The 25,832-nt window shown below is 72.2% G+C and carries 25 protein-coding genes; 15 read left to right on the forward strand and 10 right to left on the reverse strand.

Annotated elements, in window-relative coordinates:
- Nucleotides 1-31 precede the first annotated feature (31 nt).
- The 4 genes from KXC43_RS43410 (at nucleotide 32) to KXC43_RS43425 (ending at nucleotide 4,942) form a co-directional block, all read left to right on the forward strand.
- Entirely contained in the window at nucleotides 32-2,704 is a 2,673-nt protein-coding gene (locus tag KXC43_RS43410) for an AfsR/SARP family transcriptional regulator (protein ID WP_221382113.1), read from the forward strand.
- Between the two features lie 77 nt (nucleotides 2,705-2,781).
- Complete coding sequence (locus tag KXC43_RS43415) at nucleotides 2,782-3,375, forward strand: hypothetical protein (protein WP_308129522.1); 594 nt, start codon at nucleotides 2,782-2,784, stop codon at nucleotides 3,373-3,375.
- The gene (locus tag KXC43_RS43420) at nucleotides 3,372-4,019 is read left to right on the forward strand and encodes a bifunctional 4-hydroxy-2-oxoglutarate aldolase/2-dehydro-3-deoxy-phosphogluconate aldolase (protein ID WP_221382114.1); all 648 of its coding nucleotides are present in this window, start codon (nucleotides 3,372-3,374) and stop codon (nucleotides 4,017-4,019) included. Before KXC43_RS43415 ends, KXC43_RS43420 begins: the two co-directional genes overlap by 4 nt.
- Nucleotides 4,016-4,942 (forward strand): sugar kinase, encoded by a 927-nt coding sequence (locus KXC43_RS43425; RefSeq protein ID WP_221382115.1) that lies wholly within the window; start codon nucleotides 4,016-4,018, stop codon nucleotides 4,940-4,942. The genes KXC43_RS43420 and KXC43_RS43425 overlap by 4 nt, the downstream gene beginning before the upstream one ends.
- Here KXC43_RS43425 and KXC43_RS43430 read toward each other — a convergent pair.
- The 4 genes from KXC43_RS43430 to KXC43_RS43445 all read right to left on the reverse strand — a co-directional run bounded on the left by KXC43_RS43430 (nucleotide 4,939) and on the right by KXC43_RS43445 (nucleotide 7,917).
- Nucleotides 4,939-5,166 (reverse strand): hypothetical protein, encoded by a 228-nt coding sequence (locus KXC43_RS43430; protein ID WP_221382116.1) that lies wholly within the window; start codon nucleotides 5,164-5,166, stop codon nucleotides 4,939-4,941. The two genes, KXC43_RS43425 and KXC43_RS43430, sit on opposite strands and share 4 nt — an antisense overlap.
- Before the next feature lie 89 nt (nucleotides 5,167-5,255).
- Entirely contained in the window at nucleotides 5,256-6,461 is a 1,206-nt protein-coding gene (locus KXC43_RS43435) for an RNA polymerase sigma factor (RefSeq protein ID WP_255645818.1), read from the reverse strand.
- On the reverse strand, nucleotides 6,458-6,799 hold the full coding sequence (locus tag KXC43_RS43440) for a YciI family protein (protein ID WP_221382117.1): 342 nt from the start codon (nucleotides 6,797-6,799) through the stop codon (nucleotides 6,458-6,460). The genes KXC43_RS43435 and KXC43_RS43440 overlap by 4 nt, the downstream gene beginning before the upstream one ends.
- 92 nt (nucleotides 6,800-6,891) lie before the next feature.
- The gene (locus KXC43_RS43445; RefSeq protein WP_221382118.1) at nucleotides 6,892-7,917 is read right to left on the reverse strand and encodes a class I SAM-dependent methyltransferase; all 1,026 of its coding nucleotides are present in this window, start codon (nucleotides 7,915-7,917) and stop codon (nucleotides 6,892-6,894) included.
- An 83-nt stretch (nucleotides 7,918-8,000) separates the two neighbouring features.
- Between KXC43_RS43445 and KXC43_RS43450 the strand changes: the two genes are divergently transcribed.
- On the forward strand, nucleotides 8,001-8,906 hold the full coding sequence (locus tag KXC43_RS43450; RefSeq protein WP_221382119.1) for an NADP-dependent oxidoreductase: 906 nt from the start codon (nucleotides 8,001-8,003) through the stop codon (nucleotides 8,904-8,906).
- A 20-nt stretch (nucleotides 8,907-8,926) separates the two neighbouring features.
- Here KXC43_RS43450 and KXC43_RS43455 read toward each other — a convergent pair whose 3' ends face one another.
- The gene (locus KXC43_RS43455) at nucleotides 8,927-9,313 is read right to left on the reverse strand and encodes a TetR/AcrR family transcriptional regulator C-terminal domain-containing protein (RefSeq protein WP_221382120.1); all 387 of its coding nucleotides are present in this window, start codon (nucleotides 9,311-9,313) and stop codon (nucleotides 8,927-8,929) included.
- Between the two features lie 561 nt (nucleotides 9,314-9,874).
- Here KXC43_RS43455 and KXC43_RS43460 point away from each other — a divergent pair.
- Nucleotides 9,875-11,959, forward strand: a complete 2,085-nt coding sequence (locus KXC43_RS43460) for an N-acetylmuramoyl-L-alanine amidase (protein WP_255645820.1) — start codon at nucleotides 9,875-9,877, stop codon at nucleotides 11,957-11,959.
- A gap of 40 nt (nucleotides 11,960-11,999) precedes the next feature.
- A complete protein-coding gene (locus tag KXC43_RS43465; RefSeq protein WP_221382122.1) occupies nucleotides 12,000-12,365 on the forward strand; it encodes a VOC family protein in 366 nt (121 codons plus the stop codon).
- Here the strand turns inward: KXC43_RS43465 and KXC43_RS43470 are convergent.
- Nucleotides 12,355-12,999 carry a TetR/AcrR family transcriptional regulator gene (locus KXC43_RS43470; protein ID WP_221382123.1) on the reverse strand — a complete coding sequence of 215 codons (645 nt, stop codon included), beginning with the start codon at nucleotides 12,997-12,999 and terminating at the stop codon, nucleotides 12,355-12,357. The genes KXC43_RS43465 and KXC43_RS43470 overlap by 11 nt on opposite strands.
- 56 nt (nucleotides 13,000-13,055) lie before the next feature.
- Here KXC43_RS43470 and KXC43_RS43475 point away from each other — a divergent pair, with 56 nt between their 5' ends.
- From KXC43_RS43475 to KXC43_RS43485, 3 genes are all read left to right on the forward strand, one after another.
- On the forward strand, nucleotides 13,056-14,606 hold the full coding sequence (locus KXC43_RS43475; RefSeq protein ID WP_221382124.1) for a CocE/NonD family hydrolase: 1,551 nt from the start codon (nucleotides 13,056-13,058) through the stop codon (nucleotides 14,604-14,606).
- A 56-nt stretch (nucleotides 14,607-14,662) separates the two neighbouring features.
- Nucleotides 14,663-14,809, forward strand: a complete 147-nt coding sequence (locus KXC43_RS43480; protein ID WP_221382125.1) for a hypothetical protein — start codon at nucleotides 14,663-14,665, stop codon at nucleotides 14,807-14,809.
- A 165-nt stretch (nucleotides 14,810-14,974) separates the two neighbouring features.
- Nucleotides 14,975-15,703, forward strand: coding sequence for a hypothetical protein (locus KXC43_RS43485; protein WP_221382126.1), 729 nt, complete (start codon nucleotides 14,975-14,977; stop codon nucleotides 15,701-15,703).
- Here the strand turns inward: KXC43_RS43485 and KXC43_RS43490 are convergent.
- The gene (locus tag KXC43_RS43490) at nucleotides 15,692-17,386 is read right to left on the reverse strand and encodes a glycoside hydrolase family 13 protein (RefSeq protein ID WP_221382127.1); all 1,695 of its coding nucleotides are present in this window, start codon (nucleotides 17,384-17,386) and stop codon (nucleotides 15,692-15,694) included. The genes KXC43_RS43485 and KXC43_RS43490 overlap by 12 nt on opposite strands.
- Before the next feature lie 82 nt (nucleotides 17,387-17,468).
- Between KXC43_RS43490 and KXC43_RS43495 the strand changes: the two genes are divergently transcribed.
- From KXC43_RS43495 to KXC43_RS43510, 4 genes are all read left to right on the forward strand, one after another.
- Entirely contained in the window at nucleotides 17,469-18,470 is a 1,002-nt protein-coding gene (locus KXC43_RS43495) for a glycosyltransferase family 4 protein (protein WP_221382128.1), read from the forward strand.
- A gap of 157 nt (nucleotides 18,471-18,627) precedes the next feature.
- The gene (locus KXC43_RS43500; RefSeq protein WP_221382129.1) at nucleotides 18,628-19,776 is read left to right on the forward strand and encodes a glycosyltransferase; all 1,149 of its coding nucleotides are present in this window, start codon (nucleotides 18,628-18,630) and stop codon (nucleotides 19,774-19,776) included.
- The gene (locus tag KXC43_RS43505) at nucleotides 19,773-20,867 is read left to right on the forward strand and encodes a glycosyltransferase (protein WP_221382130.1); all 1,095 of its coding nucleotides are present in this window, start codon (nucleotides 19,773-19,775) and stop codon (nucleotides 20,865-20,867) included. The genes KXC43_RS43500 and KXC43_RS43505 overlap by 4 nt, the downstream gene beginning before the upstream one ends.
- A gap of 8 nt (nucleotides 20,868-20,875) precedes the next feature.
- On the forward strand, nucleotides 20,876-22,417 hold the full coding sequence (locus KXC43_RS43510) for a glycoside hydrolase family 130 protein (RefSeq protein ID WP_221382131.1): 1,542 nt from the start codon (nucleotides 20,876-20,878) through the stop codon (nucleotides 22,415-22,417).
- Here the strand turns inward: KXC43_RS43510 and KXC43_RS43515 are convergent.
- Together KXC43_RS43515 and KXC43_RS43520 are read right to left on the reverse strand one after the other, a co-directional pair.
- Nucleotides 22,356-22,997, reverse strand: coding sequence for a response regulator transcription factor (locus tag KXC43_RS43515; protein WP_221382177.1), 642 nt, complete (start codon nucleotides 22,995-22,997; stop codon nucleotides 22,356-22,358). The genes KXC43_RS43510 and KXC43_RS43515 overlap by 62 nt on opposite strands.
- Before the next feature lie 38 nt (nucleotides 22,998-23,035).
- Complete coding sequence (locus KXC43_RS43520) at nucleotides 23,036-24,139, reverse strand: sensor histidine kinase (RefSeq protein WP_221382132.1); 1,104 nt, start codon at nucleotides 24,137-24,139, stop codon at nucleotides 23,036-23,038.
- A 107-nt stretch (nucleotides 24,140-24,246) separates the two neighbouring features.
- On the opposite strand from KXC43_RS43520, the gene KXC43_RS43525 reads away from it, so the two are divergent.
- A complete protein-coding gene (locus tag KXC43_RS43525; protein WP_221382133.1) occupies nucleotides 24,247-24,897 on the forward strand; it encodes a YqeB family protein in 651 nt (216 codons plus the stop codon).
- On the opposite strand, the gene KXC43_RS43530 is transcribed toward KXC43_RS43525, so the two are convergent.
- Nucleotides 24,873-25,715 carry a methyltransferase domain-containing protein gene (locus tag KXC43_RS43530; RefSeq protein ID WP_221382134.1) on the reverse strand — a complete coding sequence of 281 codons (843 nt, stop codon included), beginning with the start codon at nucleotides 25,713-25,715 and terminating at the stop codon, nucleotides 24,873-24,875. The genes KXC43_RS43525 and KXC43_RS43530 overlap by 25 nt on opposite strands.
- Nucleotides 25,716-25,832 lie beyond the last annotated feature (117 nt).

Consider the following 25,832-nt stretch of genomic DNA (forward strand, 5'->3'; position numbering starts at 1 on the left):
ATCTTGCCGGGCGGGCCCGTATGTTCGGCGGGTGCTCGTGCGGATGCTCGGGCCGTTCGAGGTGAGCGGCGACGACGGGCCGGTCGTCGTGACCGGCGGGAGCCAGCGGACAGTGCTGGCGATGCTCGCGCTGCACGCCGGGCAGCCCGTCGGCGCCGCGGCTCTGACCGACGCGCTCTGGCCCGAGGGGCCGCCGGCATCGGCTCGCAACAGCCTGCAGTCCCATGTGGCCCGGCTGCGCGCGGCGATCGGCGTGCCCGCGTTGATCGCGCTGACGCCGGCCGGCTACTGCCTCGGTCTGCGTCGCGCTGAGGTCGATGTGCTCCGGTTCGAAGATCTGCTGCGCGACGGGGCGGTGGCCGAGGCGCTCGACCTGTGGCGCGGGCCGGCGATGCCCGAGTTCGAGGGCGAACCGTTCCGGGGCGTCGCCGGGCGGCTCGCCGGGCTGCATCGCGAGGCCGTGGCCGATCTCGTCCGAGCCGGTGGGCCGGTGGATCGGCTGTGGGTGGCGGTGGCGGACGACCTCTGCTGGGAGCGCGGCGCGATCGTGCTGGCCACGGCGCTGGCCGGCAGCGGGCGGCGCGGGGAGGGGCTCGAGGTGCTGCGGCGGCACTCCGACGCGGTGGTCGACCGGCTGGGGATCGACCCGTCCGAAACCGTACGGCTTCTACAGGTCGCGCTGCTGCGCGGCGAGGGACCGGCGGCTGTGGTGGGAACTCCTGCCCCCGGCTTGTCACCCTCGCGCGTACATAAGAAGACCCTGCCCCTCCGCTTTTCCAGCTTCCTCGGACGCGAGGGTGAGCAGCGGACGCTGGCCGGCCTGCTGGCCGAGCCCGGCATCGTCACGGTGACCGGGCCCGGCGGCGTCGGGAAGACCCGGCTGGTGGCCGAGACGGTGCGGGCCGGTTCGAGGGTGGCCTGGGTGGATGCGGCCGATGTGACCGTCGACGACTTCCTGGCGGCGGTGGCCACCGAGGTGGGCGCGCGGGTCGGGCCGCTCGACGACCCGCTCGAGGTCATCGGGCGGCACGCGGCCGGATTCACCGTCGTCGTGCTCGACAATTGCGAGCACGTCGTCGAACCGGCCGCAGCCGTCGTGCAGGCCATGCCGGGCGTCCGCGTCGTCGTGACCAGCCAGGAAAGGCTACGGGTGGACGGCGAGCGGCTGCTCGAACTCGGGCCGCTCGACCGGCCGGCGGCGATGCGCCTGTTCGCCGAACGGGCCGGCGTGCCCACCGGCGACCCGGTCATCGTCGAGCGGCTCGACCGGCTGCCGCTGGCGATCGAGCTCGCGGCCACCCAGGCGGCCGCGCTCGGGGTCGACGAGTTGCGGGAAAGGCTTGACGACCGGCTCGACCTGCTGGTCCGCGGCGGCCGGACGAGCGCCGCCCGGCACCGTACGCTGCGCGCGGTGGTGGAGTGGTCGTTCGGACTGCTCGACCCCGCGGCGCGGCGTGTGCTGACGCGGCTGTCGGCCTTCGCCGGCGCGTTCACGGTGTCGCAGGCCGAGGCCGTGGTGGCTGCCGACGGGGCGGCGGCCGTGCTGGCCGACCTGGTCGACCGCTCGCTCGTCGTCCGGCACGGGCCGGGGCGGTTCCGCCTGCTCGAGACGATCCGGGCGTACGCCGCCTCGTTGCTGGGCGAGGAGCGCGAGGCGCTCCACCATCGCCACGCCGAGGTGATGCTGGCCACCGCCCGCCGGCTCGATCTGATGTTCCGCGGGCCGTCGCAGGCCGTGGCGGTGCGCGAGCTCGACGCCCTCCTGCCCGATCTGCGCCTCGCGGTGCTGCGGAGCTCGCGCGCCGGCGACCTGGCCGCCGCCCTCTACCGCTACGGCTACCGCTGCCAGCACTACGAGGTGCTGGCCTGGGGACGGGCGGCCGGTGATCAGCCCGACGCCCGGGCCGCCGCGGCCACCCACGCATGGGGCCGGGGCGACCTCGCCGAGGCCCGGGCGCTCGCGGCCGGATACGAGAGCGACGCCGTCCACGAGGTGCTGGGCGACGTCGCTCTCGTGTCGTGCGACGCCGCGACCGCCCTGCGGCACTACCGCGCGATGGGCACCGAGCCCGTGCACCGGGTGTCCGGGCTGGTCGGCGAGGCCCTGGTGCTGGCGTGGTCGGGCCGGGTGGACGAGGCGGTCGCAGCGGCCGGGTCGGCTGTGGATCTCGCCGTGTCGACCGGCAACCCGGGCGCCCGGGCCGAGGCGCTCTACGCCCTGGGCGAGGCGCTGGGCGACAGCGACCCCGACCGGGCCCTGAGTCTGCTGGCCGAGGCGGCCGAGGTGGCCGCGACGGTCGACGAGCGGCTCTTCCAGGGCGCGGCCGAGACGGCCGCGGTGGCGATCGGCAGCCGGCACGGCGACCCGGCGGCCGCGCTGTCCGCGTTCCGCGAGGTGCTGGCCATGTGGCGCCGGGTGGGCAACGACACACTGCGGGCGGCGGCGCTGCGCAACCTGGTCGTGCTGCTCGTGCGGGTCGGGGCCGACGAGACGGCCGTGCTGGTCGACGCCGCGCTGCCGCCGGCCGACGTCTATCCGGCCGAACAGGCCCGCCTCGACCGGGCCCGGGCCGCCGCCGGCGAACGACTCGGCGCCGATCGGGTGGCGATCCTCAGGCGGCGCGGCGCCCTCCTCCCTCCGGCCGGTGTGCACGACGAAGCGTCACGGGCCATCAACGCTGCGCTGTCCCGGATAGCCGGATAGGCGAGCTTTGGTCGCCGGGCGGTCACGATCGGCATGCGGGCTGCGCCCGCCGGGCACGGCGTCGATACCGTTAGCGCGTGTCTGACATCCCGTGGTGGGGACTCCCCCTCATCGCCGCCCTGTTCGCCCTGGCCGGAGCCGCGGCGGTACAGCTCGCGTCCGCTCGCAACGACTACCTGCGCAGCCGTCGTAAGCGCACCCGGAGGTGGTACGAGGAACGCAAGGAGGCGTACGTGTCGCTTCTGTCGGTCTTCGAGCGGGACACCTACCGGCTGCGGGCCGCGTACGACGCCGGCGAGAAGGCGGTGCCCGTCCTCACGTACATGGACGAGGTCGGCCCGGCCCTGATGCAGGTGCGGCTGCTCGCCTCCGGGCCGGTGCGCAGCGCCGCCCTGGCCGTGCACGTCCTTTTGCAGAAGCTGCACGGCGAGATGAACCCGGCCGCAGTGGTCGGGGTCGAGCCGCAGATCCACTTCCGGGAGCTGCTGGCCCAGGTGCCGCTGGTCATGCAGCAGTTCGAGGCGGCCATCCGCGACGAGCTGCGGATCGAGACGGCGCCCCCGTCGCCGCCGGCCGACGCCGAAAGCCGCACCTGGCCCCGGTTGAGACGTCCCGCACGCACCGCACCCCTGGATGGCCGGGCCGAAGTGGGGCAGGATCTGAAGGCGTGACCGATGTGAGCGTTCCCCTCGACGCCGTGTCCGCCGCCGTGGTCGAAAGCGGGATCGTCGCGATCCTGCGGGCCCCCACGGCCGACTATTTCGCCGCCGTGGCCGAAGTGCTGGCCGAGAACGGCATCACGGCCCTAGAAGTGACGCTCACCTCCCGGGGCGCTGTCGAGGCGCTGGCTGGTCTGCGCCGTCAGCTGCCGTCGTCGGTGGCGGTCGGCGCCGGCACGGTGCTCACCCCCGAGGACGCCAAGGCCGCAGTCGACGCGGGCGCCGAGTTCCTGGTCTCCCCCGTGCTCGACCGCGGTCTGATCGCCGCCTCGGCCGTCCCGTTCTACCCCGGCACGTCCACCCCGACCGAGACGTACGCGGCCCACCAGGTCGGCGCGCCGCTGGTCAAGCTGTTCCCGGCGGCCGGTCTGGGCCCCGAGTTCCTGCGTAACGTGCGCGGCCCGCTGCCCCAGATCAACGTCATGCCCACCGGCGGCATCAAGATCGAGGACATCGCCGACTGGCTGTTCGCCGGGGCCCGGTCGGTCGGCCTGGGCGGCCCGCTGGTCGGCGACGCGGTCGTCGGGGGCAGCCTCGCCGCCCTGGCCGCCCGGGCCCGCCATGCGGTCAGCGCGGTCGCCTTCGCCCGCTCATGACGGGCCTGCTCACCTTCGGCGAGACGATGGGGCTGGTCGCGGCCGACGGCATCGGCCCGCTGGCGTACGCGAAGAGCTTCTCGTTCGGCATCGGCGGCGCCGAGAGCAACGTGGCGATGGGCGTCGCCCGCCTCGGCGGCGAGGCCACCTGGCTGGGCCGGGTCGGCCCCGACGCCACCGGTGCCCTGATCGCGTCCCGCATCGCCGCCGCCGGGGTGCGCACGCTGGCCATCACCGACGAGTCGTTCACCGGCCTGATGGTGCGCCACCGCCGGTCCGGCGAGTTCGCTCAGGTCGACTATCACCGGGCGGGCAGCGCGGGCTCGCGCCTCGCCCCCGCCGATGTCCCCGCGGCCGAGGTCACGGCGGCCACCATCCTGCACATCACGGGCATCACGCCGGCCCTGAGCGAGACGGCCCGGGCGGCGACGTTCCAGTCGATCGAGACCGCCCGGGCGGCCGGCGTCACCGTCTCGATCGACCTGAACTACCGGGCCAAGTTGTGGAGCCGCTACGACGCCGCTCCCGTCCTGCGCGATCTCACCACCCGGGCCGACGTGGTCTTCGCGTCACCGGCTGAGGCCGAGCTGTTCGTCGACCCGGGCGACGTGCCGGCCGAACTGGCCAAGCTGGGCCCGGCCGAGGTGATCGTCAAGGACGGCGGCGACGGCTGCGTGGCGCTGATCGACGGCGAACGGCACACGGTGCCGGCCCTGCGCGTCACGGTGGTCGACCCGGTTGGCGCGGGCGACGCGTTCGTGGCCGGCTACCTGGCCGACCGGCTGGCCGGGGCCGCCCCGGCCGAGCGGCTCACGACGGCGATCAGAGCCGGGGCGTTCGCGGTGACCGTCCCGGGCGACTGCGAGGGCGCCCCCACCCGGGCCGAACTGGCCGCCCTCACGGGCGACGACGTCCGCCGTTAGCCCTTCGCGGCCGCACGGGCCAGGCGCTTGCGTTCGCGCTGCTCACGGGTGTAGCGCTTGCGGTTCTCGAGGTCGCGCTTCCACTGCTCGCGGGCACCCTCGTCGCAGCCCTGCACGGCGTTCTTCGTCTGGGCCGGCCCGATCATCGAGCGGAACCACATGTCGTCGAACGTCTCGTGAATCCACTGCCGGAACCGGCCGCGTCCCTCGGCGTCCTTCGTCATCTCCGCGCCCTCCCGAGCCGATATCGTTGCCACACCAATCATTTGTACCCCAACCATCGGCCGGGCGGCAACGAATGTGAGGTGTCCGCCTAGAGACTGCCCCGGCGGGCGGCCAGGAAAGCACGTTCCACCTCGTTGTCGGTCAGCGTGAGGGCCTCGTCGTAGGCGGCGGCCGCCTCGGGGCGTCGGCCCAACAGGCGCAGGAAGTCGGCCCTGGCCGCGGCGAGATAGGCGTACGTGGCCAGGGCCGGCTCGGCCGTCAGCGGCGCCAGCGCGTCCAGCCCGGCCTGGGGGCCGTCGCGGAAGCCGACTGCCACCGCCCGGTTGAGCGCCACCACGGGCGATTCGCCGGTCAGACGCAGCAGAACGTCGTACAGGCCGACGATCTCGGGCCAGTCGGTCCGCTCCCAGGACGGCGATTCGGCGTGCACGGCGGCTATCGCGGCTTCCACGGCGAAGCGGGTCGGCGCCTCGCGGCGCAGCGAATCGGTCAGCAGGGCCACACCCTCGGCTATCTGCGGGTGGTTCCACCGGCTGCGGTCCTGGTCGGGCAGCAGCACCAGGGCGCCCGAGGCGGAGACCCGGGCCGCGGACCGGGCATCGGTCACCAGCAGCAGCGCCAGCAGGGCGGCAACCGCGGCGGACCGGGGCATCAGCAGGTGCAGCGTCCGGGCCAGGTGGATCGCGCTCGCAGTGAGGTCGGCGCGAATCAGGACGGGGCCGATGGGGGCGGTGTGCCCGGTGGTGTAGAGCAGGTGCACCACCTCGAGCACGGTGTCGAGGCGAGACCCCATCTCGTCGGGGTCGGGCGTCCGGTACGGGATGCGGGCGGTGGCGATCTTCTTCTTGGCCCGGGTCAGGCGAGCCGCCATCGTGGGCTCCGGCAGCAGGAACGCGCGGGCCACCTCGTACGTGGAGAGCCCGCAGACGAGGCGGGCGGTCAGGGCCACCTGGGCCTCGCGGGACAGCGCGGGGTGGCAGCACGTGAAGATCAGGCGCAGACGGTCGTCGCCGGGGCCGTCGGGCGGGGTGACCAGCAGCGGCAGCCGGCGGCGGAAGGCTGCCTCGCGCCGCATCTCGTCCAGCGCCCGGTTCCGCGCGACCCGGGTGAGCCACGCCCCGGGCCGGCTCGGCACGCCGTCGCGGGGCCAGACGGCCAAGGCCTGCGCGTACGCGTCCTGGGTGCATTCCTCGGCCAGGTCGAGATCCCGGGTGACGCGCGCGGTCGTCGCCAGCACCTGAGCCCAGTCGCGGCGGTGGGCCTCGGCCACCGCCGCGACGATCTCGGCCGTCATCCGTGGTCGACGACCGGACGGATCTCGACGCCGCTGTGGGCGGCCCGCACCTCGGGCAGCAGCTTGGCCAGGGCCAGCACCTCGTCGAGGTCGGCCGCCTCGAGCAGGTAGAAGCCGCCCAGCGCCTCCTTCGTCTCGAGGAACGGGCCGTCGGAGGTCACGGATCCGCGCAGCGTCGTGGCGGTCGGCGCGGGCTCCAGCTCCTGCCCGCCGATGACGCGGTCGCCCGCCGCGGTCCGGAACTCGGCGTGAGCGGCGTCGTGGGCCCGTCGCTCCTCGCCGGTCAGGGCCTCCCACTGTGCGGAGTCGCCGTAGATCAGCAGGGTGTACTTCGGCATGTCGGTTCCTTCCGTTCTTCGCTGTCACTCCACCGACGAACGCCGCCGACCGGAAATCGACAACCCCAGGCCCTGTTCCGCCTCAGACGGTTCTACCGCAGACGGTAGAAGCGCCAGAAGTCGTTCGGGATGTCGAGCACCTCCGGCGACCGGTAGCCGGCCTCGCGCGCCCAGGCCAGCAGCGTCGGGGCGCGCAGGATGGTGCCGTTGGCGATCACCGGGTCCTCGGCGCGGGTGGCCGGCAGGCAGTGCAGCACGCTGAACGCGTACTGGAGCCGCTCGATCTCGCCGGCCGGGGCGGTGAACTCGTCGGCCACCCGCTCGTCGCCGATGAAGACGCTGCCGCCGGGCGCCAGCCGGGGGCGGACGGCGCTCAGCACGCCGACCGGGTCGCCCATGTCGTGCAGGGCCTCGAAGATGGTCACCAGGTCGTACTCCCCGTCGATCCGGGCGGCATCGCCCAGCGTGAAGCTCACCCGATCGGCCACACCGGCGGTGGCCGCGGCCGCCCGCGCTTCCGTGATCGAGGCCTCGTCCAGGTCGATTCCGCGTACGGTGATCGCCGGGTAGGCCCGGGCCAGAGCCACCGACGAGCGGCCGGCGCCGCAGCCCAGGTCGAGCACCCGCGCGCCCGGCGTGGTCCGCAGTCGCGCCTCCACCTCGGGCAGGGCCGGCAGCCACTCCGCGGTCAGCAGGTGATCGAACATCGGCTGGTTGAACGCCGCGATGCCGTGCCGGATGTGCTGCCCGTAGTCGGAGTACGGAATGCCCGCGCCGGTGCGGAACGCCGCGACCACCCGCGGAAAGACCATCCCCAGCCCGGCCGCGAACTCCCCCGGGCCGCCCTCGTCGAGCAGCACCTCGGCCGCCCCCGCGGCCAGCGCGAACTCGTCGCCGTCGACCGTGAGGAACCCGGCCGCGGCCTGCTGTTCCAGCCATTCCCGGGCGTATCGCTCATCGATCCCGGCCGTCTTGGCCAGCTCCGCGGCGCCCGCCGGCCGGTCCCGCAGGGCGGCGTAGAGGCCCAGCTCACGGCCGAGCTCCACGGTGAACAGTTCGGTCGCGCCGACCAGCGCGGTCAGGAGCCGTCCGCTCAGATTCTCTGCTTCAACAGTCATGCCCACCACCCTCGGCCCCCGCGCGTGCAGTCCGCGTGCAGCGCCCTTGACCTCAACCTGAGTTCAGCTTGCAGACTCGCCACATGAGAGCTGCCGTGTTCGACAAGTTCGGTCCGCCCGAGGTGCTGCACGTCGTCCACGTGCCCGATCCGCAGCCCGGCCCGGGCGAGGTGCGGGTCCGCGTGCTGGCGGCCGGCGTCCAGCCCTTCGACGTCGCCGTCCGCCAGGGCCAGATGCCGTGGGCGAAGATCCAGTTCCCGCAGACCATCGGCCAGGAGTACGCGGGCGTGATCGACGCCGTCGGCGAAGGTGTGCACGAGTTCCAGCCCGGCGATCCCGTCCTGGGCTCGACGATGCTCAACGGCGCCGCCGAACTGCTCTGCGTCGCCGCCGAGAACGTGGTCCGCAAGCCGGCCGCGCTCGACTTCCCGGCCGCCGCCGCCTTGGTCGCCGCGTCCCAGACGGCGAGCGGGGCGCTGCTCGAACTGGCCGTCGGTGCGGGCGACGTCCTGCTGGTGCACGCGGCCGCCGGCAGTGTGGGCACCGTGGCCACCCAGTTGGCCCGCCTCGCCGGCGCCACCGTGATCGGCACGGCCAGCCCGCGCAACCACGACCGACTGCGCCGCCAGGGCGCCGTTCCCGTGACCTACGGCGAGGATCTGGTCCGGGCCGTACGCGATCTCGGTCTGCAGCCGACGGCCGCGCTGGACGCCGCCGGCGGCGAGGCGATCGCCCAGTCCGTCGAGCTGGGCATCCCCCGTGACCGCGTCGGCACGATCGTCGACGACAAGGCCGCCGCCGACCACGGCACCCGCGTCGTCCGAGCCGGCCGCGACCCGAAACGCCTGACACACGTGATCGACCTGGCCGCCGGGGGTGAGCTGCTCATGCCGGTGCAGCCCTTCCCCCTGGACGAGATCGTCGAGGCCCACCGCGTGGTCGAGTCCCGCCACAGCGACGGCAAGGTCGTGCTCCGGCTGGCCCCCTGATGGGAGCGGGCGCGGGCCGGCTATCCGCGGGCCTCGACGAAGAGGGTCAGGCCGTCGAGGAGGCGGGCCAGGCCGAACTCGAAGAGCTGGTTGAGGTCGAAGTCGAAACCGTGCTCGGTGAGCTCCCGGAAGTGGGTCAGCGCACCGGAATCGATCAGGCCGGCCAGGTTGCCGGCCTGGGTGTCCAGCCACTGGTCGCTGGTCAGGCCCGTCTCGCGTACGGCTTCGTGCTCCAGCTCGACGGCGGCGGCCAGCCCGCGGACGAACGTGAGCACCATGATCTGGACGTACATGCGCTCGGTGGCCGTCAGCGTCGTGTCGTCGAAGATGCCGAGCACCCACTCGCTGAGGCGTACCCGTTGGGCGCGATCTGCGGGCGGGTCAACGACATCGACGGTCCCAGCCACGGATGGCGCTGGAACGCCGCCCACTGTTCGCGGGCGACGATCTCGAGGCCGGCCCGCCAGCTCGCCGGGCGGCGCCCCACTCGCGGGTGATCGACCGGGCCGAGGGCACCCGCTCGCCCGGGCGCAGCTCCCCATGGGCCTTGATGCCCGCGGCGCTGGCGAACCGGGTCGACGAGCATGGTTTCGCCCTGGTCGACGAGCGCGGCCGCCGCCTGGCGTCGATGCCGGCCACCCTGTTCGGCGGCGAGGGCATCCGCCCGCTCGGCGGCTACGGCGCGTTGTTCACTGTCCCCGACCCCGGCGATCTGGACGGCTGGTTCCTCATGTTCAACGCCGTCGGCGGCCGCGTTGCCGGCCTGCGCCCCGAACGCGCCGGCACGGCCAGGGCCAGTCTCAGCTTCGCGCGCAAGACACGCCGGACTTTCGGACGTTTCGCAGCGCCGTTCGTCGGATATGCCGGGCTTCTTCCGGATTCCTGGGACGCGCGGGTTCGCAGGCGGCGAAGGTGGCACGTGGTCGATCAACCAGACCACAGGGGGACACGTGTACCGGAATCGGACCTTGACGCGCGCTGCGGCGGCGCTTCTGACTTTGGCGGCGAGCGCGGGGGGCAGCCCGGCCACGGCCGCCGAGCAGCAGGCTGCGACCGCGACCAATCCGGCGCTGCAGACAATCGCCTTCACGCGGACCATGAGCGCTGCGAACTCAGCCGACCCGGGAGCCGGCGCCAGTTCGGAGGACGCCGCGAGCGCGGGAATTGCCGCCGGCACCACCAGCCCGGCCCTCAAGCCGTTCAGCCTGATCGGTGTGACCTGGGCCGACCCGGCAGCCCGGGTAACCGGCTCCGTTCAGGTGCGCACCCGCGCGCTCGACACCCGCCGGTGGTCGCCGTGGCGGACGCTCGAGACGGACGGTCGCGCCCCTTCCGACGTACGCGGCTCGTCCGACCCGCTCTGGGTGGGCCCGTCGGATGGTGTCGAGGCCCGCGTGACCGGTGCCCGGAGCGCACTCCCGGCCGGCCTGCGCATGGACCTGATCAATCCCGAGTCCCAGGAGGCCGTCACGCCCCGGCGAGTCGCGGCGAGCACGGCCGGCGGCGGAAGCACCGGCGGCTCGCCGAGCAAGGCGCGAGTCACCGTGCCCCTACCGCCGCGTCCGGCGCCGCGGATCGTGACCCGGGCCGGGTGGCGGGCCAACGAGGCCATCGTCAAGGGCGCCCCCGAGTACACCGGTCCCACGCAGGTCTTCTTCGTGCATCACACGGCTACCGGCAACGGTTACAGCTGCGCCCAGTCGGCGAGCATCGTCCGCGGCATCCAGGCCTATCAGGTGCGGAGCCGGGGGTGGGACGACATCGGCTACAACTTCCTCATCGACAAGTGCGGGACCGTCTTCGAGGGGCGCGGCGGCGGGATCGGGCGCACCGTGCTCGGCGCGCACACGCTCGGCTTCAACGCGAACGCCAGCTCCGTCGCGGTGATCGGCTCCTACGGCGGCCGGGCCGTCTCCACCCGGGTCCGCACGGTGATCGCTGCCATGGCGGCCTACAAGCTCGGCGCGTACGGAAGTCCGCCGGCCGGACGGGTGGTGGTCACGTCCGGCGGGAGCGAGCGCTTCCCGCTGGGCCGTAAAGTGCCCCTCTTCCGGATCTCGGGGCATCGCGACGCGGGCCAGACGGCCTGCCCGGGCAACGCCCTCTACGGGCAGCTCCCCTCCATCCGGGCGATCGCCGGCGCCGCCCCGGCCGGGCTGCGGATGATCGGCATGGGTGGTTCGGCCCGCGCCGGCAACTGGTACTTCACCAAGGGCGTCATCCAGCCCGCCTGGTCGGTGACCACCCCGCTCGGCCTGATCAACCGGTTCGAGGTGTGGGTGGACGGCGTGTTACGCGTCGCCACGCCGGCCGGCAGGCGGTCGGTCCCGGTCCGGCTGACACCGGGCGGGCACACCGTCACCGTGCGGGCGCTGCACCTGTCCGGCCGGTCGACCGTCGTGAACAGCCGGGTCTTCGCGGACACGAGCGCGCCGGTCTTCAGCCGCGAGCCCGACGTGGCGCTGCGGCCCGGCACGGTCAACCTGGGCGCCGTGCCGATGCACCTCGACTGGACCGTCCGCGACAACGCCAGCCTGGGCTCGGTGCGGCTGACCCGGCCCGCGACCGTCAATCTGGGGGTCACCGCTCGCACCCGCAACGTCGGCGCTCCGGCCAACCGGCCGGCCACGTTCACCGTGCGCGCCACCGACCGGGCCTTCAACTTCGTGAGCGCCTCGGTCACCCGTACGCCCGTGGTCGTCTCCGAATCCGGGGCCCAGCGCAGCGGAACGTGGCGGCCCCTGCGCAACGGCTCCTACCTCGGCGGCACGGCGGTCGGTGGCAGCATCCGCGGGACGAGCGCGTCGTGGCGGTTCAGCGGCAGCTCGGTCGCGCTGGTGCTCAGCAAGGGCCCGCGCGCCGGCCGGATCGGGGTGTTCCTCGACGGGCGGCCGCAGGGCATGGTCGACCTGCGCTCGACGCGCCCGCTGCCCCGCCAGGTGGTCTGGTCGCGCTGGTGGCCGCAGGGCGGCGAGCACACCGTACGCATCGTGGTCGAGGGAACGCCGGGCCGGCCGGGCGTGGCCCTGGACGGCCTGGTCTATCTGAAGTAACTGACAGGAGATGTCAGTCTTGGCGGGAAGGATCGCGTCCATGAGTGGATTCGCAACCCTGGCGATGATCAATTTGGACGCGTCCGACCCGGCCGTGCAGGCCCGCTTCTACGCCGCTGTGCTCGGCTGGGAGATCCTGCACAGCCAGGACGACTACGCGATGATCGGCGACGGCTCGACGAGCATCGGCTTCGGGCAGGTGCCCGGCTATTCGGCGCCCGGCTGGCCGAAGGAGAGCGCCCCCAAGCGCTATCACTTCGACTTGTACGTCGACGACCTGGACCAGGGCGAGCAACAGGCCCTGGCCCTGGGCGCGACCAAGCCGGACGAGCAGCCCACCCCCGAGCGGTGGCGCGTGCTGCTCGACCCGGAAGGTCACCCGTTCGACATCTGCATCAAGAGCTGAGGGACCCGATGGCCTGAGACACCAGGCCCGTGATGGTCCACGCGGCGAGCCGGTCGAAATCCGGCTCGCCGCTGCCTTGTCCACCCTCGGCCAGCACGGCCCCCAGCTGGGGGAATTCCCCGCTGGCGACCGCCTCGCCGATCAGCGCGACCTGTTCCGGAACGGGCGTGGACCCCGCCAGCTCGGCCGTGACGAAGGTGGCCGTCAGTCCGGTGACCAGCGCGACGATCTCGAGCTTGGCCGGCCCGCCGAGACCGGTCGGCGCGAGCGCGGCGAGCCCCTGTTCGAGGTACGCGAGCATGTTGCGCCCGGTCAGCCGCCGGTTGGGCAGGGCCGCGGGCAGCCACGGGTGCGCCAGCATGAGCGAGCGCTGGGAACGGGCCAGCGCCAGCAGATCCGTGCGCCAGTCGCCGGTGAGCTCGACGGGCGTCCGCGTCGCCCCGACCCGGTCGACCATGAGGTCGACCAGCCGGTCCTTGTCCGGCACGTACGTGTAGAGCGACATCGCCCCGGCGCCGATCTGCTGGGCGATGCGGCGCATCGTGACCGCCCCCAGCCCTTCGGCGTCGGCGATCCCGATCGCGGCGTCCACGACCTGGTCACGGGTGTGCGCGGGCGGGCGTCCGCGAGCCATCGATGCCTCCTGCTACTATTTCTAGTACGACGTACGAAAAATGCGGGGGTGGAACTATGCGAAGACTGCCACTGTCCCTCCGACTCCTGAGCCGCCGGGCCCCCGGGCCCTACTCCGTCCAGCGGGAAACGGCCGTGCCCGTGCCCGGCGCCGACGGCAGTCCGCTGCTCACCGACCACTACGCCCCGGTCGGCGGCGACCCCTGCCCGACCGTGCTCATCCGGGCCCCGTACATCAGAAGCGGTTTTCCCTGGAACCTGATCTACGGGGTCCGCTTCGCCGAGCAGGGCTTCCACGTCCTGCTGCAGAGCTCGCGCGGCACCGGCGGCTCGGGCGGCACGTTCCACCCCTGGCAGAACGAGGCGGCCGACGGCGTGGCCGCGGTCGAGTGGCTGCGCAAGCAGGACTGGTTCACCGGCGAGCTCTACACCCTGGGCGCCAGCTACATGGCGTACACGCAGGCCGCGCTCGCCGCCGACCCGCCGCCGGAATGGCGCGGCGCGGTGATGCAGCTCGGCCACACCGACCCGTACGACTTCTTCTGGGCCAGTGGTGCGTTCGGGCTCGAACGGGCGCTGGTCGGTGGCGTCATGCTGAAGCAGGGCGGGGTGACCTCCGGCCAGGCGCTGCGCACGGTGATCCGCATGAGGTTCCGCCTGCGCCGGGCCATCCTCGGACTGCCACTCCTCGACGCCTATCCGCAGGTTTTCGGGGGCCGGCGGCCGGCGCTCGAGGAGTGGCTCACCCATTCCTCACCGGACTTCTGGCGCGAGGCGAACATGGCCGAGGTGGCCGGGGCCATGGAGGTGCCGGTCAGCCTGACGCTCGGCTGGTGGGATCTCAGCCCGGCCCAGGTGCTCGACCAGTACGCCCGGCTGCGTGCCGCGGGCCGCGACGTCGACCTGCTGATCGGCCCCTGGACCCACACGTCCGCCCTCGAGAAGGGCTGGCCCGAGGTGTTCGCCCAGGCGATGCGCCGGCTGCGCGGCGAGCCTCCGGCCTATCGCGTACGAGTCCACGTGGGCGGCACGGACGAGTGGCGCGACCTGCCCGACTGGCCCCCGCCGGACACCCGGGCCGAGCGCCTGAGATTCGATTCGCTCACCGCCGAGCGTGGCTGGCGTTTCCGGTACGACCCCGCCGACCCGACCCCGTCGATCGGCGGCCCGCTGCAGTCGTCGACGCAGGGCCAGGTCGACAACGCCCCGCTGGAGAAGCGCGGCGACGTGCTGCTGTTCACCAGCGACCCGGTCGAGCGGCCACTCACGCTGATGGGCCCGGTGCGGGCCGAGCTGGACGCCACGACGACCGCCGCGAGCGGAGACCTCTTCGTACGGCTGTGTGACGTCGACCCGGACGGCCGCTCGCTGAACGTCTGCGACGGCCTGACCCGCATGACCGGCGAGCCCCGGACGGTCGTCGACATGGGACACACCGCGCATGTCTTCCGCCCGGGCCACCGCCTGCGGCTACAGGTGAGCGGCGGCGCGCATCCCCGCTTCCTGCGCAACTACGGCACCGGCGAGCCACCCGGCCGCGCCACCCGCCTCGTTCCCACGGAAACCACGATCGGCGCCGGCTCCGAGTTCGTGTTGACCTTGGTTTAGCCCGCCTCGCGGTGGGGGTACTGGCAGCGCCGCCACCCCACTATCGAGGAGCTTCCATGTCCATCCAGGGCATCTTCTATCTGATCGCGGTCATCCTGCTCGTGCTGGCCGCGCTGCCCATCTCGTCCCGAGGCATCAGCCTGGCGCTGCTGGGCGCCGCGTTCGCCCTGCTCGCCTTCTCCTGGGACACGATCACCAACTGAGCGCCGCAGGCTCGGGCCGGCTCACGGCCCGAGCCGCCGGCGACGCCCACCGGCTCGACGAGGCCCGTGGATGAATCCGATCGGGAGTGTGCTCTCATGGTGCGCCCCCATCGCGAGAAAGATTCACCCACCGTGTCGATTCATGCCGTCCGATATGGACACCTGGTGACCGCTGCGCTCGTTCTGAGCCTGGCCGCCTGTTCGGCCCCTGAGGCAGCCACCGCCCGGCAGGCCCCCAGCGCCTCCGGGTCCGCCCCCGCGTCGGTGTCCCCGCCCGCCGCCCCGTCGCCAACGGGATCGGGGCCACGCGACCTGAACCAGAAACTCGCGCCCTACTCCACGACGCCGGACATCGGCGAGCCGATCCTCGGCAAGGACGTGGCCAAGCGGTTCGGGGCCGCGCGGGTCACGAAGACCTATCAGGACGTCGTCGCCTTCCTGCGAACGGAGAGCTTCGACCTGGATCGGCTCCGGCCGAAGAGCAAGTACGTCGTGTCGGATTTCGCCTCGGTCTCCCGGCACATGATCCCGCCGACGCGCGACCACTGGCGCGACTCGGTTCGCAAGGCTCTCAAGGGCAACAAGGACGATGTCGGCGACGTCGAGGTCCTGGCCTTCTGGGACCTGAGCGACAAGACCTACACCTTCGCGAAGACGGGGCCGTACGTTGTCGACGAGAAGGTCGGCCAGTCGGTCCTCTACATCGACGAGGAGACCAACTGGCTGACGATCGCCGTGTCCTACAGCGCGCGGGTACGAATGGTGCGGGGCGGGGTGACCTACCGGCGTCCGATCACCAAGCAGGTCACCCTCGTCGTCATTCCCGGCGCCGGCAACTGGTTGATGATCAGCTATCGCGGCTCGTGGAACTTCGGGAAAGCCCTACGCGAGTGAGCGCTTGTAGATGACGGCCTGCCACGGCGCGAGGGTCCAGTTCTCGGGCGGCGTCGGCAGGTTGGTCAGCAGCAGCTCGGCGCCGGTCCAGGCTTCGTCCACCTCGGCTCGTACGGAATCGCCGGAGAAGTTGCCGATCACCAGGAGCTCGGTGTCGTTCAGGCGGCGGGTGTACGCGTACAGCTGCTCGTGGTTGGGCAGCAGCATCGTGAAGTCGCCGTCGACCACGGCCGGCTCGGTGTGCCGCAGGTCGGCCAGTTTGCGGTAGTAGTGGTAGACCGAGTCGGGGTCGGCCCGCGCGGCCTCGGCGTTGATCTCGGGGTAGTTCGGGTTGGCCGCGAGCCACGGCGTGCCGGTGGTGAAGCCGGCATGGGCCGAGGCGTTCCACTGCATCGGCGTACGGGCGTTGTCCCGCCCGCGGGCCCGGAGCACCGTCAGCACGTCCTCGGGTGACCGGCCCTCCAGCTCGACGGCCTGGGCGTACTGGCCGAGGGCCTCGATGTCGCGGAACTCGTCGATCGCCCGGAACGGGTAGTTGGTCATGCCGAGCTCTTCGCCCTGGTAGATGTACGGCGTGCCGCGGTGCAGGTGCAGCACCGTGCCGAGCATCTTGGCCGACGCGACACGGTGGGCGGGACTGTCGTCGCCGTAGCGGGAGACCGCCCGCGGCTGGTCGTGGTTGTTCCAGTACAGGCTGTTCCAGCCCACCTCGGCCAGCCCGGCCTGCCACCGGTTGAAGATGGCCTTGAGGTTGGTCAGCTGCAACGGCATCAGCAGCCACGGGTCGTCACCGCGGTCGGCCCACACGTGGTCGAACTGGAAGACCATGTCGACCTCGTGCCGCTCGGGGTCGGTGAACAGCTTCGCCTCGTCGACCGTGACGCCGGGCATCTCGCCCACGGTCAGCATCGCCGCGCGGCCGGCGAACACCTCGCGGTGCATCTCTTGCAGGTATTCGTGCAGGCGGGGGCCGTTGATGAAGCCGGCCGAGCCGTCACCGTAGAGCGATCCGGCGGTCAGCCGGCCGTCGGGCAGCGGCACCACCTTGGAGATCATGTTGATGACGTCCATCCGGAAGCCGTCGATGCCCCGGTCGAGCCACCAGTTCATCATCTCGTAGACGGCGTGGCGGACCGCCGGGTTCTCCCAGTTGAGGTCGGGCTGCTTCCTCGAGAACAGGTGCAGGTAGTACTCGCCGGTCTTCTCGTCGAGCTCCCAGGCCGAGCCGCCGAACACCGAGCCCCAGTTGGTCGGCTCGGCGCCCGGGGCGCCGGGTTCGAGGCCCTCGCGGGCGGGCTGCCACCAGTACCAGTCGCGCTTCGGGCTGTCCTTGCTGGACCGGCTCTCGAGAAACCAGGGGTGCTCGTCGGAGGAGTGGTTCACGACCAGATCCATGATCAGCTTCATGCCGCGGGCGTGCACCCCGGCCAGCAGCTCGTCGAAGATCTCGAGGGTGCCGAAGACCGGCTCGATGTTCTGGTAGTCGCTGATGTCGTAGCCGTTGTCGTCCTGCGGCGAGGGGTAGATGGGCGACAGCCAGATCACGTCGACACCGAGGCCGGCCAGATGGTCCAGGTGGTCGATGATGCCGCGCAGGTCGCCCATGCCGTCGCCGTCGGCGTCCGCGAAGCTGCGCGGGTAGATCTGGTAAACAACCGCACTCTTCCACCAGAGATCCGTCATAGGTCTTCTCTAACACGAGACTGCCGGATCAAACCGCTGGGCATACTAAGCACGTGTTAACTACCTGTACGAGCGATTTGTCATGAAGGTCGCCATGCTGGGACCGATCGCCTGGCGTACGCCGCCGCTGCACTACGGCCCGTGGGAGCTGGTGACCAGCCTGATCACCGAGGGCCTGGTGGAGCGCGGCATCGACGTGACGCTCTTCGCCACCCTCGACTCGATCACCAAGGCCACCCTGGACGGGGTGGCGCCGAGCGGCTACGAGGAGAACCCCGACCTGGACGGCCGGGTGTGGGAGGCCTTGCACGTCGCACACGCGCTGGCCCGCTCGGGCGAGTTCGACCTCGTGCACAACCACCTCGACTGGCTGCCGCTCGCCTTCTCGCAGCACTGCGCGGCGCCCATGGTGACGACGATCCACGGCTTCTCGGGCCCGAACATCCTGCCCGCCTACCGCCGCGGCCGGTCGGCGTACGTCTCGATCTCGGACAGCGACCGCTCCGCCGACCTCGACTACCTGGGCACCGTGCACCACGGCATCGACATGAGCGCCCTGCCTGTTCACCTGGAACCCCGGGACGACCTGATCCTGTTCGGGCGCATCCACCCCGACAAGGGAACCGACCTGGCCATCGACATCGCCGCCCGGGCCGGCCGGCGGCTGGTGATGTGCGGGATCGTGCAGGACCGGGCGTACTTCGAGGAGCTGATCGAACCGCGGATCGACGGCGACCGGGTCGTCTATCTGGGTTCGGTCGGGCCCGAGGACCGCGGCGCGATCCTCGGGTCCGGGCTGGCGCTGCTGCACCCGATCCGGTTCGCCGAGCCGTTCGGGCTGTCGGTGGTGGAGTCGATGGCCTGCGGGACGCCCGTCATCGCGTACCGGAAGGGGTCGATGCCGGAAGTGGTCGACGAGGGGGTAACCGGATGTCTCGTCGCGAATGCCGACGAAGCCGTCGAAGCCGTCGAGCGGGTGCGCGACCTCGACCGCGCGGCCTGCGCGCGCCGGGCCCGGGACCGGTTCTCGCGCGACCGCATGGTCGACGACTACCTGTCGATTTACCGGAAGATCGTCAGGTGAATGGTCCTTCTTGTTAACGTCGTAATGTGAATGGCGTGTTAATCCGGGTCATTTCCCGGATCTCCGCAATGGCGATTGCGCGCGCCCGGCACAGCCCTGCCCGGGTGCGCTGAGCCGTGCTGCGGGGAGGCGTCCGCAGAGCGAGAAAGGCCTAGTCATGCCCGCGACGTACGGTTTTCTGAGCACGTACCCGCCCACCCAATGTGGTTTGGCGACCTTCAATGCAGCTTTGGCCACGCATCTGAACACGAACGGCGGCTCAGGAGTCGTCCGGCTGCTCTCCTGCGACAGTGTCAGCGGCGGCATCGAACTCGATCGGGGTGCTCCGAGGACAGTGCACACCTGGCACACCGACACCCCGGGCGGCTGGCGGGCCGCGGCCAACGCGCTCAACCGTTTCGACGTGGCGATCCTCCAGCACGAGTACGGCATCTATCCCGGCGACGCCGGCAACGAGGTACTGCCGCTGCTGCGCGCCCTCCGGGTGCCCTCCATCGTGGTGCTGCACACCGTGCTCAGCTCGCCCGACCCGCTGCAACGTCAGGTGCTCGAACAGATCGCGGCGACGGCCGACGCGGTGGTCACCATGACCGACACCGCCCGGCAGCGGCTGACCGGCGGGTACGACGTCGACCCGCGCAAGATCTCGGTGATCCCGCACGGTGCGGGCAGCCGCGGCACCGGCCCGCGCGAGGAGCACGACCGCCCGCACCTGCTGACCTGGGGCCTGCTCGGCCCGGGCAAGGGCATCGAGTGGGCGTTGCGTGCGCTCGCGCAGCTCGGGGACCTGAACCCGGCCCCGGTCTACACGGTCGCCGGGCGTACGCACCCGAAGGTTCTCGAGCAGTTCGGCGACGCCTACCGCGACTCGCTCCGGGCCCTCGCCGCCTCGCTCGGGGTGTCCGGCGCGGTGCGCTGGAACGACGCGTACCTGGAGGAGGACGACCTGACCCGGCTGATCCGCTCGGCCGACGTGGTGGTGCTGCCGTACGACTCCACCGAGCAGGTCACCTCGGGCGTGCTGATCGAGGCGGTCGGCGCCGGCATCCCGGTCGTCGCGACGGAGTTCCCGCACGCCGTCGAGCTGCTGGCCGACGGCCCCGGCCTGCTCGTGCCCCACCAGGACCCGGAGGCGATGGCCGCGGCGATCCGGCACGTGCTGGCCGAGCCGGGCCTGCCCGGGCGGCTCACCGGCCTGACCGGCGGCCCCACCCTGCGCTGGCCCGCGGTCGCCGCCCGCTACCAGGCCCTGGCCAACGGCCTGCTCGCCACCGGTTCCCCGCTGGCCGCGTCGGTTCCGGCGTGACCACGGCCGCCGGAGGCCTCCGCCTCGTGCCGCCGCCGATCCAGCTCGCCGACGCCCCACCGCCCGACTGGAGTCACGTCGCGCGCCTGTCCGACGACACCGGCCTGCTCGAGCACGCCCGCAACGCGATCGTCCGGCGCGAGCACGGCTACTGCGTCGACGACGTGTCCCGCGGGCTGCTGCTGATCAGCCGCGAGCCACGGCCGACGGCCCAGCTCGTCGGGCTGGCCGAGCGCTACCTGGCGTTCCTGACCCACGCCCAGGGGCCGGAGGGCGGCTTCCGCAACCGGTTCTCGTTCGACCGGCGCTGGGAGGACGAGCCGTCGGTGGGCGACTGGTGGGGCCGGGCGCTGTGGGGCCTGGGCACCGCCGCCGCGCGCTCGACCGTGCCGTGGATCCGCCGCGAGGCGATGAACGCGTTCCTCATCGGCTGCCGGGAGCGGTCGCCCTGGTCGCGGGCGATGGCGTTCGCCGGGCTGGGCGCGGCCGAGGTGCTACGGACCGATCCGCGGGCCGTCGCGGCGACCGAACTGCTGGCCGACGCGGCCACCGTGATCGGGCTGCCGTCGAACAAGGAGGCGGACTGGGTCTGGCCCGAGCCCGAGCTCACCTACGCCAACCCGGCCCTGCCCGAGGTGCTGATCGCCGCGGGCGACCTGCTCGGCGACGAGACGCTGCTGCGGTCGGGGCTCAAGATGCTGGCCTGGCTGTGCCGGGAGCAGGACAACGGCGGGCGGCTGTCGGTGGTGCCGGTCGGCGGCTGGCGGCCCGGCGTGCCCAAGCACCGCTTCGACCAGCAGCCGATCGAGGCCGCCGCCACCGCGGACGCCTGCGCCACCGCGGCCGCGGTCACCGGTGACGAACGCTGGGACGAGCAACTGTTCCGGGCAATCGCGTGGTTTCTGGGCGACAACGACGGTCAGAAACCGATGTACGACCCGCTAACCGGTGGATGTTATGACGGACTGACGGCAACTGGTCCTAATGTGAACCAAGGAGCCGAATCCACCCTCGCGCTCGTCTCCACGCTGCAGCATGCCCGCACGCTGGCGACCCGGAGCGCGACCCGACCGTCAGGCGGCCTAGCGTGACCGCAACCATGAATACACAAGACACGATCACCAGACACGACGTCGTCATGCAGCCGGACGGCCGGCGCGTCGTGATCAAGCTGTTCGTCCCGGGCGAGGACTCGCAGACCGTCAAGAACCGGGCGGGCCGCCTGATCGAGCGCATTCTGCAGCTCGACGAGGCCGAGATCGGCCGGCTGCTCGACGACGTGCTGACCCGCTTCGCCGGCCGGCACCACGACCTGCTGGGCACGTTCCAGCACCACTACGACCTGGTGCAGCACCGGGTGCCGCCCGAACTGGAGCTGTCGCCGACCGCGCGCACGCTGATCGGCGCCTACTTCAGCCACGAGTTCGCGGTCGAGGCGGCCGCGCTCTGCAACCCGTCGATGGTCGAGCACCCCGACCAGGCGGGCCTCGAGCCGGGCGAGCTGCGGGTGGCGATCAGCCTGCGGCAGATCGGCGAGGGGCACATCTCGTCCATCGGGTTCTGCTCGGCCGTGCTCGGCCCCGGCGACCAGCTGCGCATGGAGGACCGCGACGGGCCGCTCACGGTCGGCCAGCGGGTCGGCGCCACGCACTGGAAGAACCAGCTGGCCGCGGCGCTGATCGACGCCGAGGTCGACAACGAGGCGTCCTCGTACGTGGTCTCGGTGCTACCCGAGCGATTCACCGACGTCGAGTTCGAGGACGTCATCGCGCACGTGCCGGGCGAGCTGCTGGCCCGGCCGCAAGCGCAGGAGACGATCGACCGGATTCGGCACATCGTCTCCGAGGACTACGCGCTCACGTTCCCCTGCGCGGTGCCGCTGCACCAGCGGGTCATGTGGCCAGCCACGCCGGCCGAGAGCAACGGCATGGAGGACGCGCGGTTCGTGCGCGTGACCGACCCGGACGGCCGGCACGTCTACCAGGCCACCTACACCGCGTACGACGGACGGCAGATCTCGGGCCGGGTGATCTTCTCGCGCGACCTGCGGCACTTCGAGGTGACCCGGCTCAGCGGGCCGGCCGCGGCCAACAAGGGCGTGGCGCTGTTCCCCCGCTACATCAAAGGGCAGAAGATGGCGCTCTGCCGCTCGGACGGCGAGACGCTGGGCCTGGCCGTACGGGACGAGCAGCACCGGTGGCAGCAGTCGGTGCCGCTGCTCATGCCGCACCGCGGCTGGGACCTGATCCAGGTCGGCAACTGCGGCTCGCCGATCGAGACCGAGGCCGGGTGGCTGGTGCTGACCCACGGCGTCGGGCCGATGCGGCGCTACGCGATCGGCGCGATGCTGCTCGACCTCGACGACCCGTCCAAGGTGATCGCCGACCTGCCCGAGGGCCTGATCGAGCCGGACGACATCGAGCGCGAGGGGTACGTGCCGAACGTGCTCTACTCGTGCGGCGGGCTCGTGCACGACGGTCGCTTCTGGATGCCGTACGGGGCCAGCGACGTGCGGATCGGCTTCGCCAGCATGCCGCTGGACGCGCTGCTGGCCCGCATGGCGCCGACGGCCCGGAAGGTCAGCGGGCGTCGTGCACCAGCAGGGCGATCTGCACCCGGTTCGTCAGCGACAACTTCGTGAAGATCCTCGACACGTACGCCTTGACGGTGGCCGTGCTCATCAGGAGCTCCGTGGCGATCTCCTGATTGGTGCGGCCCTGGGCGATCAGCCGCGCGACGTCGGTCTCGCCCGGGCTGAGCCGCTCCAGCGCCGTACGGGCCCGGTCGCGGCCCGGATCGGCGCCGGACACCATGCCGATCATCTTGCGCAGCACCTCGGGCGACATCATCGGCTCGCCGGCCGCCACCCGGCGCACGGCGTCGGCGATGTCGCGCGGCGGGGTGTGCTTGAGCAGGAAGCCGCCCGCCCCGGCGCGCAACGCCCGCAGCACGTGCTCGTCGGTGTCGAACGTCGTCAGCACGATCACCTGGGGCGCGCCGGGGCGGCGGCGCAGCGACTCGGTGGCGCTCAGGCCGTCGAGGCCCGGCATGCGGATGTCCATCAGCACGACGTCGGGCCGGTGGGTGTTGACGGCGGCCGCGACCTCGGTGCCGTCGGTGGCCGACCCGACCACGTCGATGTCGTCGAACGCGTCCAGCATCATGGTGAGCCCGGCCCGGACCAGGGCGTCGTCATCGACGAGCAGAACCTTGGTCGTCATCCCGCCCCGGCTCTCGTCGGCACGCCGGCCCTGGTCGCTCACGTCGGCCACGGCAGCCAGGCTTTCAGATGGAACTCGCCGCCCGTGGTCGGGCCGTGCTCCAGGCGGCCGCCCACGAGCTGGACCCGCTCACGCAGGCCGGCCAGGCCCGAGCCGGCGCCCGGCATCGCGGCGCTGCCCGGGGCCAGCGCGTTGCGCACTGCAACGTCGAGGCCGTGCTCGGCGCAGGCGCTGATCGCCACCCTTACGGGCGCGCCCGGTGCGTGCTTGCGCGCGTTGGTCAGAGCCTCCTGCACGATGCGGTAGGCGTGCCGGCCCACGGTCACGGGCACGCCGTCGCCCCCGTCGAGGGTCAGGCCCACGTCGGCGCCGGCCGACCGGGACTGCTCGACCAGGGCGGGCACGTCACCCAGAGTGGGCTGCGGCCGGTCGTCCGCGGGCGCGCGCAGCATGTGGATCACCGAACGCAGGTCTTCGAGGGCGTCGTGGGCGGTCTCGCGGATGACGCCGGCTGCGCGCTGCTCGTCGCCGGAAGCTTCCCGCCGTACCTCCAGAGCGCCGGCATGGACGGCCAGCAGTGACAGCCGATGCGCCAGCACGTCGTGCATCTCGCGGGCCAGCCGCTCGCGCTCGGACGAGCGGGCCTGCTCGACCCGCAGCCGCTGGCCTTCCTCGGCCTGGCGGGCCCGCTCGGCCAGCGAGGCGACCAGCTGACGGTGGGAGCGGATCAACATGGCGATCGCGACCAGGCTGACGTGCAGCAGCACGAGGAAGACGACCACCTCGTAGTAGAGACGCGTGTTGCCCAGGGCGATGAAGTAGATCGAGGCGACCAGCGCGGCGTGCAGGGCGACCAGGCCGGCCGCCACCCCGGCGCGGCGGCGCAGACCGACGGCGAACAGGGCGATCGGTGTGGCCCCCATCGGCAGCGCGAACAGGATGCCGAGCGGGATCAGCACCAGGGCGAGCGTGACCGGACGGGTGCGCCGGAACAGGATCAGGCCGGCCACGGCGACCACGCCGGTCGCGACCTCGACCGGCACCGGCGCGCCGTCGCCCTCGCTGATCGTGTTGACGAGGAAGAAGAGGCCCAGCGCGACGGCCGTCAGGGCCACCGACAGCTCGACCAGCAATCTCCGCATGGTTCGACGCTACCGGCGCCGCATCCCGGGGGGCAGTCGACTTTGGTCTACGCCGCGTCGACCCGAGTCGGTATCGGCGGCCCGGACGCGGCGGAAGACTCGGTGACGTGCTGGAACAGGAAACGACAGTGCCCACCCCCTGGTGGTCGCGGATGCTCGTGTGGCTCCTGCTGCCGGTCGCCGGCGCCGGGCTGCTGTGGGGGATCCTGTGGGTGATCGACCGGCTGCCCTTCGGCGGACCGTTCAACCTGATCAGGGACCTGCCCGAGCCGTGGGACCTGGTGGCCGCGCTCGGGATCGGCTTCGTTCTCGGGCTGATCCTCGCGGCGCTGGTCGACGCCGAGTCGCTGACCGTGCGGATCACGCCGATGGAGGTGGTGCTGACCCGGCCCGGTCATCGGCGGGCGGTGCCCAAGGGCGAGATCGCGCTGGCCTTCCCCGACCGTGACCAGCTCGTGCTGCTCGGGCGCACCGGTCGCGAGCTGGCCCGGGAGCCCTCCCACCTGTCGAAGCAGAAGCTGAGCGCGGCGTTCGGCTCGCGGGGCGTGGCTTGGGCCGAGCAGGATCCGTACCTCGACGCGTACCGGCGCTGGGTTCCCGGCCTGCCCGATCTGCCCGACGCCGTCTTCACCGCCCGGCAGAAGGCGCTCAGCTCGGGCGACGACGATGACGTCCGGGAGCTGCGCGAGGAGCTGGGCCGGCTGGGGTTCGTGGTGCGGGACGAGAAGAAGCGTCAGTACTGGCGTCGCGCCTCCTGAACGGTGCCGGTCACCGTCCAGATGGTCAGGACGGCCAGGAAATCACCGCGGGCGCCGGCCTCGTCGACGTGCGAGAACCACTTCTCCCGTACGCCGGGCGGGGTCGTCCACGCCTCGGCCGGCACCCCGGCGTTGACCATCGGCAGCACCACCGCGGCCGACGCCGGGTCGCCGAACAGGCACGTCACCGGGGTCGCGCTGACGTCCGCCAGACCCTTGCCGACGAGCCGGCGGCGCAGCGTGCGCCCCATGTCGACCTGTTTCGGCGTGAGCCGGCCGTGCATGGCGGCCACGACGGCGCGGGCCAGGGCCGGTGGCACCCCGTCGAAGGCCAGCGAGCTCCAGTCGGTGTCGATCAGGCAGATCCGCCCACCGGGCCGGGTCACCCGCACCAGCTCGGCGATGGCCAGGTCGGCGTCGTCGACGTGCTGGAGCACGCGCTCGCACCAGACCCCGTCGACGCTGTCGGCCGGCAGGCCGAGCGCCGAGACGTCACCGGTCGTGTAGCGCACGTTGCTGCCGTCGTGCCGCTCGACGGCGGCGGCGATGATGGCGGCCGAATAGTCCAGGGCGGTCACGCCCCCGGCCGGGCCCACCTCTCCGGCGAGCCGGCGGGCCACATCGCCGGCGCCAGAACCCGCGTCGAGCACCTGCCAGCCCGGCTCGGGCCGGAACGCGTCCATCGCCGTACGGCGAACCCGCCGGATCTCGGGATGCCGCCCCATCTCGTCGAGAGCGGCCAGCAGCATCGCCGTCATCTCACGAGGCTGCCGATCGAGGTCGGCGAACGGCGTGCGTTCCATCTGCGCGGGCTTCATGGGACGAATGCTGACGCATCAGAAGCTCTCCGCTGAAGCACCCGTCACCCATCCGACAGGCAGCCTCACGGTCCGCTGCCTCGCCGATCAGTCCTGACCCGGACTGGCGGTGGGTAG

Source organism: Paractinoplanes polyasparticus (assembly GCF_019710575.1).
Classification (GTDB): Bacteria; Actinomycetota; Actinomycetes; order Mycobacteriales; family Micromonosporaceae; genus Actinoplanes; species Actinoplanes polyasparticus.

Excerpts from the sequence above, each read along its gene's own strand:
- KXC43_RS43425 (WP_221382115.1), top strand. The coding sequence starts at position 4,016 with ATGACGGGCCTGCTCACCTTCGGCGAGACGATGGGGCTGGTCGCGGCC.
- KXC43_RS43430 (WP_221382116.1), bottom strand. The coding sequence starts at position 5,166 with ATGACGAAGGACGCCGAGGGACGCGGCCGGTTCCGGCAGTGGATTCAC.
- KXC43_RS43435 (WP_255645818.1), bottom strand. The coding sequence starts at position 6,461 with ATGACGGCCGAGATCGTCGCGGCGGTGGCCGAGGCCCACCGCCGCGAC.
- KXC43_RS43440 (WP_221382117.1), bottom strand. The coding sequence starts at position 6,799 with ATGCCGAAGTACACCCTGCTGATCTACGGCGACTCCGCACAGTGGGAG.
- KXC43_RS43445 (WP_221382118.1), bottom strand. The coding sequence starts at position 7,917 with ATGACTGTTGAAGCAGAGAATCTGAGCGGACGGCTCCTGACCGCGCTG.
- KXC43_RS43450 (WP_221382119.1), top strand. The coding sequence starts at position 8,001 with ATGAGAGCTGCCGTGTTCGACAAGTTCGGTCCGCCCGAGGTGCTGCAC.
- KXC43_RS43465 (WP_221382122.1), top strand. The coding sequence starts at position 12,000 with ATGAGTGGATTCGCAACCCTGGCGATGATCAATTTGGACGCGTCCGAC.
- KXC43_RS43470 (WP_221382123.1), bottom strand. The coding sequence starts at position 12,999 with ATGGCTCGCGGACGCCCGCCCGCGCACACCCGTGACCAGGTCGTGGAC.
- KXC43_RS43475 (WP_221382124.1), top strand. The coding sequence starts at position 13,056 with ATGCGAAGACTGCCACTGTCCCTCCGACTCCTGAGCCGCCGGGCCCCC.
- KXC43_RS43480 (WP_221382125.1), top strand. The coding sequence starts at position 14,663 with ATGTCCATCCAGGGCATCTTCTATCTGATCGCGGTCATCCTGCTCGTG.
- KXC43_RS43490 (WP_221382127.1), bottom strand. The coding sequence starts at position 17,386 with ATGACGGATCTCTGGTGGAAGAGTGCGGTTGTTTACCAGATCTACCCG.
- KXC43_RS43495 (WP_221382128.1), top strand. The coding sequence starts at position 17,469 with ATGAAGGTCGCCATGCTGGGACCGATCGCCTGGCGTACGCCGCCGCTG.
- KXC43_RS43500 (WP_221382129.1), top strand. The coding sequence starts at position 18,628 with ATGCCCGCGACGTACGGTTTTCTGAGCACGTACCCGCCCACCCAATGT.
- KXC43_RS43510 (WP_221382131.1), top strand. The coding sequence starts at position 20,876 with ATGAATACACAAGACACGATCACCAGACACGACGTCGTCATGCAGCCG.
- KXC43_RS43515 (WP_221382177.1), bottom strand. The coding sequence starts at position 22,997 with ATGACGACCAAGGTTCTGCTCGTCGATGACGACGCCCTGGTCCGGGCC.
- KXC43_RS43520 (WP_221382132.1), bottom strand. The coding sequence starts at position 24,139 with ATGCGGAGATTGCTGGTCGAGCTGTCGGTGGCCCTGACGGCCGTCGCG.
- KXC43_RS43530 (WP_221382134.1), bottom strand. The coding sequence starts at position 25,715 with ATGAAGCCCGCGCAGATGGAACGCACGCCGTTCGCCGACCTCGATCGG.